The 12,842-nt window shown below is 68.2% G+C and carries 15 protein-coding genes and 2 pseudogenes; 11 read left to right on the top strand and 6 right to left on the bottom strand.

The window, feature by feature from the left end:
• Window positions 1-47 precede the first annotated feature (47 nt).
• Together wecB and A6A29_RS28220 are read left to right on the top strand one after the other, a co-directional pair.
• Window positions 48-1,322, top strand: coding sequence for a non-hydrolyzing UDP-N-acetylglucosamine 2-epimerase (gene wecB / locus A6A29_RS28225; protein ID WP_241838692.1), 1,275 nt, complete (start codon window positions 48-50; stop codon window positions 1,320-1,322).
• A gap of 59 nt (window positions 1,323-1,381) precedes the next feature.
• Window positions 1,382-2,056, top strand: a complete 675-nt coding sequence (locus tag A6A29_RS28220; RefSeq protein WP_073724232.1) for a family 16 glycoside hydrolase — start codon at window positions 1,382-1,384, stop codon at window positions 2,054-2,056.
• 421 nt (window positions 2,057-2,477) lie between these two features.
• Here the strand turns inward: A6A29_RS28220 and A6A29_RS28215 are convergent.
• A pseudogene (locus tag A6A29_RS28215) lies at window positions 2,478-3,071 on the bottom strand (transposase); the annotation flags it as partial.
• Window positions 3,072-3,386: 315 nt separating this feature from the next.
• Between A6A29_RS28215 and A6A29_RS28205 the strand changes: the two are divergent.
• The 8 genes and pseudogenes from A6A29_RS28205 to A6A29_RS45470 all read left to right on the top strand — a co-directional run bounded on the left by A6A29_RS28205 (window position 3,387) and on the right by A6A29_RS45470 (window position 7,842).
• Window positions 3,387-3,968: a site-specific integrase gene (locus A6A29_RS28205; protein ID WP_073724109.1), complete on the top strand. Its 582-nt coding sequence runs from the start codon at window positions 3,387-3,389 to the stop codon at window positions 3,966-3,968.
• A 96-nt stretch (window positions 3,969-4,064) separates the two neighbouring features.
• Window positions 4,065-4,337 (top strand): site-specific integrase, encoded by a 273-nt coding sequence (locus A6A29_RS28200; RefSeq protein WP_073724107.1) that lies wholly within the window; start codon window positions 4,065-4,067, stop codon window positions 4,335-4,337.
• Complete coding sequence (locus A6A29_RS45475; protein WP_073724105.1) at window positions 4,331-4,561, top strand: tyrosine-type recombinase/integrase; 231 nt, start codon at window positions 4,331-4,333, stop codon at window positions 4,559-4,561. The genes A6A29_RS28200 and A6A29_RS45475 overlap by 7 nt, the downstream gene beginning before the upstream one ends.
• The gene (locus A6A29_RS28190) at window positions 4,558-5,316 is read left to right on the top strand and encodes an IS6 family transposase (protein ID WP_073724103.1); all 759 of its coding nucleotides are present in this window, start codon (window positions 4,558-4,560) and stop codon (window positions 5,314-5,316) included. The genes A6A29_RS45475 and A6A29_RS28190 overlap by 4 nt, the downstream gene beginning before the upstream one ends.
• Before the next feature lie 67 nt (window positions 5,317-5,383).
• A pseudogene (locus tag A6A29_RS28185) lies at window positions 5,384-5,590 on the top strand (IS701 family transposase); the annotation flags it as partial.
• A gap of 178 nt (window positions 5,591-5,768) precedes the next feature.
• On the top strand, window positions 5,769-6,077 hold the full coding sequence (locus A6A29_RS28175) for an immunity 53 family protein (RefSeq protein WP_073724101.1): 309 nt from the start codon (window positions 5,769-5,771) through the stop codon (window positions 6,075-6,077).
• 633 nt (window positions 6,078-6,710) lie between these two features.
• On the top strand, window positions 6,711-7,118 hold the full coding sequence (locus tag A6A29_RS28170; protein ID WP_073724099.1) for a hypothetical protein: 408 nt from the start codon (window positions 6,711-6,713) through the stop codon (window positions 7,116-7,118).
• Between the two features lie 142 nt (window positions 7,119-7,260).
• Entirely contained in the window at window positions 7,261-7,842 is a 582-nt protein-coding gene (locus A6A29_RS45470; protein ID WP_158074480.1) for an FxLYD domain-containing protein, read from the top strand.
• Window positions 7,843-8,072: 230 nt separating this feature from the next.
• On the opposite strand, the gene A6A29_RS47050 is transcribed toward A6A29_RS45470, so the two are convergent.
• The 3 genes from A6A29_RS47050 to A6A29_RS28155 form a co-directional block, all read right to left on the bottom strand.
• Window positions 8,073-8,750 carry a transposase gene (locus A6A29_RS47050; RefSeq protein ID WP_241838690.1) on the bottom strand — a complete coding sequence of 226 codons (678 nt, stop codon included), beginning with the start codon at window positions 8,748-8,750 and terminating at the stop codon, window positions 8,073-8,075.
• 15 nt (window positions 8,751-8,765) lie between these two features.
• Window positions 8,766-9,170 carry a recombinase family protein gene (locus A6A29_RS45965; RefSeq protein ID WP_241838689.1) on the bottom strand — a complete coding sequence of 135 codons (405 nt, stop codon included), beginning with the start codon at window positions 9,168-9,170 and terminating at the stop codon, window positions 8,766-8,768.
• Window positions 9,171-9,235: 65 nt separating this feature from the next.
• The gene (locus tag A6A29_RS28155; RefSeq protein ID WP_073724095.1) at window positions 9,236-10,807 is read right to left on the bottom strand and encodes an FAD-dependent monooxygenase; all 1,572 of its coding nucleotides are present in this window, start codon (window positions 10,805-10,807) and stop codon (window positions 9,236-9,238) included.
• Between the two features lie 112 nt (window positions 10,808-10,919).
• On the opposite strand from A6A29_RS28155, the gene A6A29_RS28150 reads away from it, so the two are divergent.
• Complete coding sequence (locus A6A29_RS28150; protein ID WP_073724093.1) at window positions 10,920-11,456, top strand: CGNR zinc finger domain-containing protein; 537 nt, start codon at window positions 10,920-10,922, stop codon at window positions 11,454-11,456.
• A gap of 132 nt (window positions 11,457-11,588) precedes the next feature.
• On the opposite strand, the gene A6A29_RS28145 is transcribed toward A6A29_RS28150, so the two are convergent.
• Window positions 11,589-12,260, bottom strand: coding sequence for a Tn3 family transposase (locus A6A29_RS28145; RefSeq protein ID WP_385732940.1), 672 nt, complete (start codon window positions 12,258-12,260; stop codon window positions 11,589-11,591).
• Between the two features lie 167 nt (window positions 12,261-12,427).
• Window positions 12,428-12,784 carry a winged helix-turn-helix transcriptional regulator gene (locus A6A29_RS28140; protein ID WP_073724091.1) on the bottom strand — a complete coding sequence of 119 codons (357 nt, stop codon included), beginning with the start codon at window positions 12,782-12,784 and terminating at the stop codon, window positions 12,428-12,430.
• Window positions 12,785-12,842 lie beyond the last annotated feature (58 nt).

The following is a 12,842-nucleotide window of genomic DNA, read 5'->3' as shown; positions in this document are numbered from 1 at the left end:
CGACGAACCGCTCCTGCTCCTTCCGTTTGTCTCGTCAAGGGAGAGCCATGTCCTCATCGGAGAACCCGCTGTTATCACCCGTGGACAACGCGTCCGCGCCGCGCCCGGCCGGGGACGCCCCGGAGCGCTCCGCCGCTCCACCCGGCACGGTGCGCGCCATGCTGGTACTCGGCACCCGCCCGGAGGCAATCAAACTGGCCCCGGTCAGCCGGGCGATGTCCGCCTCCCCGCTCTTCCAGCCGATGGTGGTGACCACCGGCCAGCACCGGGAAATGCTGCAACAGATGCTCGGCCTGCTCGAAGTGGGGGTCAAGACCGACCTGGCGGTGATGCGGGACCGGCAGCGGCTCTCCGAGCTGACCGCCCGCCTGATGGAGGGCCTGGGCACGGTCATCCGGACCGAACGGCCCGATCTGGTGGTGGTCCAGGGCGACACCACCACGGCGCTCTGCGGCGCTCTCGCCGCCTTCTACGAACACATCCCGGTGGCCCATGTCGAGGCGGGGCTGCGCACCGGTATCCCGGACAATCCCTTCCCCGAGGAGCTGAACCGCCGACTGATCGGCCGCCTCGCGAACTGGCACTTCGCCCCCACCGCGCGGTCCGCCGGCCATCTGCGGGCCGAGGGCGTACCCGACGGACAGGTGATCACCACCGGCAACACGGTCGTCGACAACCTGCTGTGGGTGCTGGGGCGGGGCGCCGGGCGGAGCGCCTTCCGCACCGATGGGCGACGGGTGCTCCTCACCCTGCACCGCCGGGAGAACCAGGGTGACCGGATGCGCTCCATGGGTGCGGCGCTCCGGCGGCTGGCCGACCGGGGAGATGTGGAGATCGTGCTCCCGCTGCACCGCAGTCCGGCGGTACGGGAGGCCCTGCTGCCGGCACTGGAGGGTCACCCCGGGATCTCGGTGGTGGACCCGCTGGACTATCTGGACTTCGCCGCCACTCTCGCCGCCTGCGACCTGGTGATGACCGATTCCGGCGGGCTCCAGGAGGAGGCCCCGAGCCTGGGCAAGCCGGCGCTGGTGCTGCGGTCCACCACCGAACGGCCGGAGGCGGTGGAGGCGGGGGCGGCCCGGCTGGTGGGCACCGATCCGGAGGAGATCCTGGCCGCCGCCGTGCGGCTGCTGGACGACCCGGAGGAGTACCGACGGATGTCGGCGGTCGCCAACCCGTTCGGCGACGGACACGCGGCCGACCGCATCGTGGCCCGCCTCACCAGCGACTTCGGCGGCACCCCGGCCGTCATCCACGGGCAGAGGACGCCCACCGACGGCAGGCACGAGGCACCGGGCGACGACGAACACGGGGCGGGATGACCGCGTACCGGCCCCGGACGGCCCACGCGGCATGGATGGTCCGGCGGTACCGTTTGCGCATGTTGTGGCGCTCCTACCGCCGGACCGGCGGGCTGCTGCTGGCCGTCCTTGTTGTGGTGAGCACCGGCCTGGTCACGGCACTGCTCCGGGAAGAGGGGCACGGTACCGACTCGGTCGAGTCCTGGCAGGACGGCATGGTGTACGGCCCCTGGCAGTCCGTCTTCCACGGCTACGGCGCCAATACCGGCACGGTGGACGAGCTGACGCTCACTCCGCGCACGGCCCGTGAACAAGACCGTACCCATGCCTGTCTGGTCATCTCCACAACCCGGTACGGCGTGCTGGACTACCGCGCCCGGATACGTACCGCCGAGCAGTTGCGCGAGCCCGACCCCAACCCGTGGGAGGTGGCCTGGCTGGTCTGGTCCTACGACGACCCGGAGCACTTCTACTATCTGGCGCTCAAGCCCAATGGCTGGGAACTGGGCAAACGGGACCCCGAATACCGAGGCGGACAGCGGTTCCTCGCCACCGGTATGCCCCACTTCCCGGTCGGCGACTGGTCAGAGGTCCGGATCCGGCAGCGCGGTGCGCGGATGACGGTGGCGGTGGACGGCCGCGAAGTGGCCGATTTCACCGACCGGGAACGGCCGTACACCTCGGGCAGCATGGGTGCCTACACCGAGGACGCCCGGGCGGAGTTTCGGGATATCAGCGCCTCGTCCGGGTCGTGAGACCGGCCGTGTCCCTGCCGGGTGAGCGGACGGCACCAGCGTCCGCTCACCCGGACCGTTCCCGAAAGGCAGACTCAAGGAAGGGAGTTGAGGCGAGGCGTCGATCGGCGTACCTGTGGCGGGTGGAAGCATGGAAGATCGCCCCCGTGGCCCGGTGCGGAGAAGGCACGAGGAGCCCCCCACGGACGCGGAGCAGATCGACGCCGCAGCGGATCCCCCATGGGGACAATGACCCGATCGTCCGCATTCCGTGCAGCCGCCGACATCGCGTGGCGCCGGGTTCTCGCGCCCGGACGGACCATCGAGGGCGAGGACGTGCGCATCGCGTCCGTCGGCCACCTGTCCGTCATCTACTGGATCGACCGGCTTGGAGGGCGTTTCACCCTGTTGTTTCATCCCGGATTGCCTGCTTGGGAGTGGTTCAGGTTCCGCACCGGCTCGGGGCGGATTCCGCAATGGATCTGCGGGTCATGAGGTTGATCATTGCGAGGTGGATCATGGCTTCGGAGCGGTGTGGGTGGGTTTCGTAGTCGAGTGCGAGGCGGCGGTGGTTCATGAGCCGGCCCAGCGTTCTCCCGACGGTCCATTGTTGTGACAGGACGGTAAATCCTCTGGTGGTGGGGTCGCGGCGGACGATGTGCATCTCGATGTCGAGGGTGGCGGCGTGCTCGACGAGGTGCTGGCGGTAGCCGCCGTCGACCCAGGTCTTGCGGACGGTGGGATGGTCGACGGCGACCCTGTCGGTGAGGGTCCGGCCGGCGATGGAGTCCTGCACGCCGGCCGCGGTGACCGGAACCGTCAGTAGCAGACCGACGGTGTCGATGAAGATGCTCCGCTTGCGGCCCACGATCTTCTTTCCGGCATCAATGCCCTGCTCGGAAGCGGGGACATTGGTGGAGGTCTTGATGCTCTGGGAGTCGATGACACACGGGGTTGGTTCCTCCTCGCGGCCTTCCTGTCTGCGGACTTGCCGATGAAGAAGACTGTTGAGCTGGTCGAGGACCCCTTCCTCCTGCCGGCTGTGGCTCCGGTTTCGGTGTTCACGTGCGGTCGTGCGGCCAGGCCGAACAGGGCGCATCAGGCTTCGTTCGTGGGTTCGTGGGTTCGTGGTGCGAGCAGTCGGTCAGTCCGGCCGCGGTCTGGGTGAGGTGCTGGGTCAGGACCTCGGCTGCGGTGTCGGCGTCGCGGGCAAGGGTCTCTCTCTCCGCCTGTCCTACTCGGGCAAGGCGGTCCATCGACCCGTTGACCGCACTATCGGCGTGTCCTGCGTGTCGGCTTGGTGAGCGTGAGGAGTCTCCGTTGGGGATGTGCCCAATGAGACGGAGATGCGATGGATCACGATGTGGCGATACCCGAACGCGAGATGTCGGGCCTGGTGGTGGCGCGAGTGGGCAGTGTGGAGGCGACCACTGCCGCGACGCTTCCCTGGGTGGTGCTCGATGGTGCGGGGCGGCCGATCTCACCGGCAGGCGAGTTCCTGCGAGAACTGCTTGCCTGCGGCAACACCCCGGCTTCCTGCCGGTCCTATGCCTTTGACCTGCTGCGCTGGTTCCGGTTCCTCGCCGCAGTGGACGTCGAATGGAGCCGCGCGAAGCGCGTGGACGTACGCGACTTCGTCCTGTGGCTGCGGACGTGCCACAACCCGGCGCGGGACCGGAGCCTCCCGGACGCACCCGCGCCGGGGTCGCTGAACGCGCGCACCGGCAAGCCGTACCTGAAGTCGGGCTATGCCCCGGCAACCATCAACCACGCGGTATCGGTGCTGGCGGCGTTCTACGATCATCATCTGCAGACCGGACAGGGGCCGCTGGTCTCCCCGGTGCCACCACAGTCGCGTGACGTGCGACGGCTGGAGGCGCATCACAACCCGCTCGAGCCGTTCCGGCTGCACCGCCGGGGCGCCTACCGGTAGAAGCAGGTCGACCGCGAGCCCCGCGCAGTCCCCGACGATGTCGTCGAGGACCTGTTCACCTCGCTGGGCTGCCATCGGAATCGCGCACTGTTCTCCATGTTCTTGTCCAGCGGCGCGCGGGCCGCCGAGATGCTGGGGATGACGATCGGCGACGTCCACCGGGACGAGGGCCGGATCTACGTGCAGACCAAGGGCCTGGGCGGGGAAAAGGAAGCATGCCCGGCCTCCCCGGAAGCCTTCGCCTGGCTGGCGCTCTACCTTGGCGAGCTGGCCCAGGACGGCCACCGGCCTGCCTCGGACGAGCCGGTGTGGTGGACCCTGCGCGGACCGACGCGCCTGCTGCCCTACACCGCCCTGCGGCGGTGCTGAACCGGATCAACGCCCGGATCGGGGCGAACATCACGCTGCACGACCTGCGGCACACCCTGTGTCTGCGCCTGATCGAGGACCCGGGCATCACCCTGGTCGACGCCCAGCAGGTGATGCGCCACCGGCGCATCACCACGACCGGCACCTACTTGCGGCCCAGGATCGACGAGGTCATCGTCAAGGTCCACGAGGGCACTGTCACGTTGGTTGACCGGGTGGGATGATCTTGGAGTTGGTCGTGCCGGGGAGGGGTTCGCTCGTGTCGTCAGCGCCGCCGTCGTACAGGGGACACCGGTACCCGGTCGAGGTGATCTCCCATTGCGTGTGGCTGTACTTCCGCTTCCCGCTGTCGTTCCGTGAGGTGGAGGAGCTGATGCTCCAGCGCGGTGTGATCCTCTCCCACGAGACCGTCCGCCGCTGGTGTATGAAGTTCGGGCAGGCCTATGCGAACGGACTGCGCCGCCGCCGGCCGCGGCCGGGGGATAAATGGCATCTGGACGAGGTGTTCGTGAAGATCAACGGGGAGCGGAAGTACCTGTGGCGGGCCGTCGACGCCGACGGCACCGTGCTCGACATCCTGGTCCAGGGCCGAAGGGACAAGGCTGCGGCCAGGCGCTTCTTCCGCAGGCTCCTCAAAGGAATCGGGGCCGTGCCGCGGGTGATCATCACGGACAAGCTCCGCTCCTACGGCGCGGCCCACCGCGAGGTCATGCCCTCCGTGGAACACCGCTCCCACAAAAGGCCTCAACAACCGGGCCGGAACAGCCACCAGCCGACCCGGCAACGCGAACGCGCGATGAAGGGCTTCCGCAGCGTCGGCGCAGCCCAGCGGTTCCTGGCCGCGTTCAGCGGCATCTCACCCCACTTCCGGCCCCGCCGCCACCTGATGACCACATCCCACTACCGCGCCGAGATGACCATCCGCTTCACCATCTGGGACCAGGCCACCGGCGCCACCGCCCTGCCCACCGCGGCCTGAGCACAGGACCGGAACCCGGCCCCACCACACCCGACACGCCATCAGACACTCACACACTCAACAACGTGACAGCGCCTTCCAGACCGCCAAGCAGGAATGCGGCCTGGACGACTACCAAGTCCGCCGCTACCCCGGCTGGCACCGCCACATCACCCTCGCCATGGCCGCCCACGCCTGCCTCACCGTCCTGCGAGCCCGCGCACTCGACACCGACAAAGCAGAAACGGATCCTCCCAGCTCATACCCCTCACCCTCCCCGAACTACGACGCCTGATCCACCGCCTCACCCACCGCCGCCCCGCACCCATCGACCACGTCCTGCACTGGTCACACTGGCGCCGCAGACGACAACACCAAGCCCGCCTCAGCCACTACAAACAACGCGGCCACACACCACCCGAAACTGCCCACCCATCAGGCCAAAGACCGTTGCAGTACTAGCATCTCCTGCCATGAGCGATTCGGAGCCCCTTCTCGACTGGCTGCAGAACTGGTACACGCAGCAGTGCGACGGCGACTGGGAGCACGAGTGGGGCGTGAAGATTGCCACGCTCGACAATCCCGGCTGGACCATCGAGATCGATTTGGCGGAGACGGACCTGGAAGGACGCGACTACAACCTCCAGGAGGTCAACCGCGGCACGCAGGACTGGGTCCGCACCTGGATAGCTGAGAAGACCTTCCACGCCGCGTGCGGTCCCGGAAACCTCACCGAGGCCCTCACCCTGTTCCGAACCTGGGCAACAACAACCGCCTCCTGAGCGGGTGCAGGGCCGGAGATACCCAAACCGGTGAACCTATACGGTCAGAGCACTACCAAGGGAAAATTCGAGTTGAGACGGTGATTTATGGGGCTCATCACCAAGGCGTCAATGTCTGAAGCTGGGGAGAGTTGACTGGTCATCCCAGCCCTGAGCTGCTGATGCTCTCTCCACCTGTCTGCATGGGGCCGTCGGGTAGGTCCGACCCTCGACTGTCCGTCACACCTACTGGTTCGCGGCGCTCGACGCCACGTGCAGCCCGACAAGTTCAGCTCCGAAACACTCTCGGCGACCCTCGTGCGTTCAGCAGTGCAGCCGCGGTGCACCTGCTCTTGACTCCACGACTCGATGGTCGTGGCGGCCGGGTCGCCACTCGGGGGTGTACGCGGTAAGTGAGCCCTGGCAGTACGGGCACGGCCGGCAGGTGCGCGTGGACGGCGAGATCCTCGGGCTGGCGATGTCGGTGCGAGACGTGACGGAGTTCCTGCGCCGGGCTGATCGACTGGTGCGGGGGCGGACCCGACGTGTGGTGACAGCATGCGGGTCCGTCACGATCTGCCGGTTTTCCGGGTGCAGGCATTCCATTCGGTCGTACGGTGTCCCCTTCACACCGACCGCTATGTGGGGGGATACATGTCGCTTCAGCAGCCGCTGAAGAGGAGTAACACAGGGAAGATCGTGGCGGCGGGTCTGCTGGTGCTGCTGAGTGCCACTGGGTGCGGCTCGGACGGCGGGAGCGGGTCCGAGGAGTCGAAGCCCGCGGGTGCCGAAGCCGACGTGAAGATCGCCGGGTGTGGGGTGAACGAGCGGACGGGGTGGCATACCGCGGACTTCCTGATCACGAACGGGACCACCAAGAACGGCGTCTACACCGTCACCGTTGCGTTCGTTGACCCGTTGGGGGACCGTCTGACCGAGGCAGTGTCGGAGTCGATCAAGGTGTCCCCTGGTCAGGAGGTTGCGGGGGAAGCGAAATCGCTGGACAGGGTGGAGGGGAATGTTGAGTGCCGGGTGACGAAGGTGATCCGGCAGGCGCCCTGACGATGTCCGTCGCCCCTGGCGGGGACGACTTGGAAGTGTGGTGATCGTTCACGGTTCCGTCACGATCTGCCCCCTTCTGAGTGCAGGCATTCCGGGCGGGTCGTACGGTGTCCCCTCACACTGACCATTTCATGGGGGACCCATGTCGTATCCGCAACAGCCCGGCCAGCAGCCCCAGCAGCCCCAGTGGGGGCAGCAGCCAGGGTGGGGCCAGCAGCAGCCCCAGCAGCCGAAGAGGAAGAGCACGGGGATGATCGTGGGCTTCTCATGCCTCGGCATCGTGGTCCTCGTCATCATGCTGGGCATCGTCGGAGCGGTGGTGGGTGGCACGGACTCCGGTAGCGACGAGGGCGGGATCCTCGAAGTGACGGCCCCGCCCACAAAGGCTGCGGAGAGGAAAGATGACGCGCCGAAGGAGGACGCGCCCAAGGAGAAGGACGATGCTGGCCCCGAGGGCGACGTCAAGATCACCGAGTGCGAGGTGAACGGCGCGACGCAGTGGCCGGCAGCCAAGCTGGAGATCACGAACCAGTCGTCGAAGCAGTCGAACTACATCGTGCAGGTCGAGTTCCTGGACAAGGACGGAACCCGACTCGGTGAGGGAACCGCGGCGACGAACAATCTGGCTCCGGACCAGCTGGCGAAGGAAACGGCGCAGGGTCTGGCACAGGTGGATGGGAAGGTGACGTGCAGGGTGACGAAGGTGACCCGGTACGCGTCCTGAGGGCCGTCTGAGCGTGACGACGCCCGTCGCCCCTGGTGGGGTGACGGGCGTCTGTGCTGCCTCGATCAGTGCGTGTTGTTGGGATGCGTGAGCCAGGCGTATGCCTCGGTGGCCTTGTCAGCGAGTTACGGCTGTGGCTCACATTCCGTGATGCGGCTACGGGAGATGGGACTCTGCCGCAGAGTGCGCCGGGGCCTTCCACGCGGGTTCCGAAGTCTGCGGAGCCGCGGTCAGGTGCGGAGAAGGAGCACGACGCCCGCGGCCAGGAACACGAGCCCGAAAGCGACGAGAAACCCACCCCAGACTCGTACGAGCCGCCTCTGGCGTCCGGCGTAGTGGAGGAAGTCCATCCCTGGATGCTCGAATCCCAGTCGGCTGAAAGTCCGTAGGAGGTTGGCGTCGGCGTGGGCCGGGTTGAGATACGTGTCCACGGCCCGCTTGGCGATATCTCGGTGGTCCGTCGCCAGCGCGAGCCCGACGAGCGCCATCCCGAGGCCCAGCAGCAAGGGGACAAGGTACATCCGTTCCTCCGACGCAGGCACTGCTCGACAGGTGTACGGTACATGCGGATGACGACGGACCGTCATGCCGGAGACCGGCAACCTGAGGCCCGGTTCACTGCCGGTCAGATGCCGGTCGTCACTCACAGCGCTCGTCATGAAATGTGCACCAGAACCCGATTGCTGTTCTTTTCGTAAGTTCAGTGGGTTTGGTGGTTGGATGGTCAGGTTCGTACAGGCGAGGAATGACCCGCGCAGTCGGGGGTCGGCGTTGATGCGGTGGCTGTCTTGCTCGGTGACGTCGGCGACATCGGCGAGGCGGTCGCCGGCGAGGTTGGCGAGTTCACGCTTCTTGAGGGAAGACCACAGCAGTGCCACCAGGTTCAGCTCGGGAGCGTAGGCGGGCAATCGTTCCAGGTGGAGTCAGTCCTGTTCGGCGGCCCAGGCCCGCATCGCCCGGCTCCAGGGGGCGCACAGGCCGTTCCGGACCAGGACCACTCGCTCGCCGCGGTAGAACACCCTGCCGGTCTTCGTGGCCGCCACGGCGGGGCGGCGCCCGCCCTTGCTGGCCTCGGCGGCGCGCAGCCCGTCGTATGTCAGCTCGCGCGGGAGGTCTCGCTGGAGTTCGTCGGCGGTGGCGAGGGTCAGCACCATGAACTTCACGGTGAACAGCAGCTCGCCGGTGCGGGGGTGGCGAGCGGTGAGGTCCATCGCGGAGAACGCGCCGTCGTGGGTGCGCAGCGCCACCTGGCTGCGGTGGAGGACGTCGAGCACGTCGAGAATGTGGCCGGTGCCCCGGACGAGGCGGAACATCTCAGAGATATGCACGACGTCGCCCGGCCGTCAAACGATCGTTTGCCGACAGATGGGTCGACTGAGTCTTTCGGCGGGAGTCACTGTTCCGCGAGTATGCGTCGTACGAGGGCCGGAAGGGTTGTCGGGTCCGCCGGGAGGGCGCCGCGCCAGGCGATGTGTCCGTCGGGGCGTACCAGGAGTGCGGTGTCCGCGTGGTCGGCGCCGAGGAGGCGTGCCCACTGCCCGGGTTCGGCTTCCCGCTGTCCGGCGGTGCGTACGGCCCGGAGGGCGAGGGGGACCCCGGCTTGCCGTACGGCTTCGGCCTGCGTCTGCCACCGGGGGTCCTCGTCGGCTGTGAGCAGGGTGAGGCCCGGGCCGACGAGGTCGAGGGTGGAGGTGATGCCCGAGGGCCCCGGGGTGAGGCGTACGTGGGGTGTGCGTTCTCCCGGCCGGCAGCCGGGCCTGTACCCGGACGGGTCCAGAACCCCGTGTTCGCCGGTGTGCTCCGGGTCGGGGATGACGGCGGTGGAGCGGTAGGTGGCGGTCAGGAGGAGTTCGTCGTCGATGCGGTAGCCGGCGCGGTTCGTCGCGTTGGCCGTGGAGATGTCGATGATCTGGCGGGCGATGGGGCGCCGCTCGGCCTCGTAGGTGTCCAGGAGGGCTTCGCCGGCGTATCCGGCGGCAACGGCGCCGAGTTTCCAGGCCAGGTTGTCGGCGTCGCCGATGCCGGTGTTCATGCCGTGTCCGCCGGTCGGCGGGACGACGTGGGCGGCGTCGCCTGCCAGCAGGACGCGGGAGCGGCGGTAGGAGGCGGCGATCTGTGCGTCCATGCGCCAGGTCATCGTGTCGTGGACGGTCACGTCCAGGTCAGGGATGCCCGCGGCCGTACGGACGAGGTCGGCCAGGAGCGCGTTGTCCGCCGGGTCCGTCGCGGCGTCGGTTCCGAGGGGGTACTGGTAGATCCAGTGACGGTCGTTGTCGACGGCCATGAACCCGCCCCGGCCGGGGACGGTGAGGAAGTACGAGGCGCTGGCGCGGTCGGCGACGACCTCTCCCATGGGCGCTTCGAAGCGGACGCTGAGATAGCGCCCCAGGCCGACGGGGCCCTCCATCGCGATCCCGGCTCCGGCGCGGACGGTGCTCACGGCGCCGTCGCAGCCGACGAGCCAGTCCGCCCGCAGGTGGTCCAGACGGCCCGTGGCCCGGTCCTCGACGACGGCACGTACGCCGAGGCCGTCGTCCTCGAAGGAGACCAGACGGGCGGCGAACCGGATACGGGCGCCGGCCAGTTCCATGGCGTGGCGCAGCAGCAACGGCTCCAGGGCGTCCTGGGAGCAGATGAGGCCGGGCGACGGCGTGTGCTCCGGGCCCTCGCCGGGCTCCTGGGCGAGACCGTTGCGGACGTAGTCGGGGTCGACGAGGTCGCGGCCCCGGTAGAACTGGACCTGCTCGGCCGGCAGCCCCACCGCGCGGACCTCCTTCTCAAGCCCGAGCCGCCGGAAGATCTCCATGGACCGGGCCGAGACGCCCCGGGCCTTGGGGTGGCGGGAGGTGCCGGGGTGGGACTCGATCAGCACGTGGTCCACGCCCTGATCCGAGAGCAAGCAGGACAGGGCCAGCCCGACGGGTCCGCCCCCGACGACCAGTACGGGCGTGTGCGATTCGGTCATGGGGGCTCCTTCGAGTGGGTATGACCACCTCGGCAACGGCTAACATAAATTTAGACGTTACCATGAAGGGGTGATGATGGAGAGGTGCTGTCAACTGACACGGGGGCGAACCATGGACCAGCGGTTTACCGATGGCAATCCGCGCGGCCTGTATTTCTTGGCCGACCTGGTCAACGCGGTGCAGGACGGGACCGGCGCCACGCCAGCGGGGCTGGAGGCCGTCGTGGAGGCGCACGGGGGCCCGCCGCTGCGGCTGACCGAGACCACCGCGATGGAGATGCGGGAGGCAGCGGCGGCCATCGCCGAAATCCTGGACCTTGACGACGAGGACGGCGCCGCCGAAGCGATCAACGCCCTGCTCGACCAGTACCCCGCCCGGCCCCGCCTGGAGCGCGTTCCCGAACGCCGCTGGTCCCTCCGCGCGGCGGCCCCCCACGACGCACAGCCGGCTTGCTGGCTGCTGTCCACCGCCGCCCTTGCCCTGGCCCTCTGGCTCAGTGAACGCGGCCACTGCGCCTGGGGCTGCTGCGCCGCCCCTGGATGCGGCCGCTACTTCATCGACACGGGCCGCCGCACCCCGCAGCGCTATTGCTCGACCCGCTGCGGAACCCGCGTCCGCGTCGCCGCCCACCGCGACCGGAGCCGATGATCCGCATTGACACATCCGGCAGCCGTCCAGAAGGCCGCAGTCACCTGCGCCTGGGCCGGCACGACACCCCGGTCCGCGCGGACCGTCCCGGCTGCCGCCGGTCGCTGAACCGAAGGCTGGCGGACCGTCGCGTCAGTCCTGCACGCCGTCGTCCTCGTCCAGCCCGGGTGAGTCCGGGTCGCGTAGCGGGCGCAGGGCGCCGGCAGTCGGAACGCTGGTGGTGAAGCTGTAGCGACCGAGCAGGTTCAGGTTCTTGTGCTTGAGCGGGGAGAGCCGGGCGATGTCCTCATCGCGGATTCCGTGGCCCTCGGCTTGGAACTGGACGACGGCGGCGTCGATGTACTTCGTGGTCCAGAGCACGATGGCATGGAGGACCAGGCCGAGCGCGCCGAGCCGGTCCTCCATGCCGTCGCGGTACGGCTGGTGGATGGTGCCGCGCTTGCCGTGGCACACGTCCCGGGCCGGCTTGTGCCGGGACTCCTGCACGGTGAGCTGCCGGTTCATCTGCCTGCGCCAGGTGTCGTCCACCCGGTCGACCACGCGCAGCAGGTGCTCGGTCTTCGCGATCCTCCCGTACTCCGCGAACGCTGCCCCGAGCGGGGTAGGGCGGCCGTCGCGGCCGAACATGCGCAGCAGGTCGTTGGCGCGGACCTGGTTGGTGACCAGGGAACCGGCCACCTTCAGCATGTCCGGCCAGTGCGTGATCATCTTGTCCAGGTTCACACGGTTGCGGGCCCGGAGGCGTTTCATCGAACCCCAGCGGCGAAGTAGATCACTGTGCTGGACGGCCATGATCGTTCTCACCGATAGCCGCCGTATCGATGTGCCCCGAGGCCGGACCCCGGCATGCAGCGTCAACTCCCTGACGTCGCACCGAGGCCACCAACTTGCCGAACTGGTGCGGGCTCAACCCGCTGAAGGGAACCGTCCGGTACGGCACCGCTGCCGTGATCGGACCAGCCACGCGATGATCATTCCAGCCCCCCTGCCGTCGCGCGTCCCGTCTCCTCTGCCCAACGTCGACTCCAGGCGTCCAGCGGGCTCAGCGCCTCGACAAGGTCCTGGCCGAGCTGGGTGAGGCGGTAGCCATCGCCGTCCAGGGCGAGCAGACGGGCGCCGGACAGTTCCTCGATCCGGGTACTGAGCACGCTGGAGGACATGCGCTCGCATCGGCGCTGCAATTCACGGAAGCCGGTCGGAGCTTGACTCAGTTCCCACAGGATCCGCATCGTCCAACGTCGTCCGAGCAGGTCGAGTGCGGCCATCACTGGACGACCCGATTCGGACCCCCGCACTGGCACACCCGGACGTGGCGCGCTGGCTTCCATACTCACTCCTTGCGCTTCGGTTATCGAAGCATCATAGTGATTCGAAAATCGAAGCAGG

The sequence above is a fragment of the Streptomyces sp. TSRI0281 genome (assembly GCF_001905125.1).
Lineage (GTDB): Bacteria > Actinomycetota > Actinomycetes > Streptomycetales > Streptomycetaceae > Streptomyces.
This window is presented reverse-complemented; position numbering and strand designations above follow the sequence as displayed.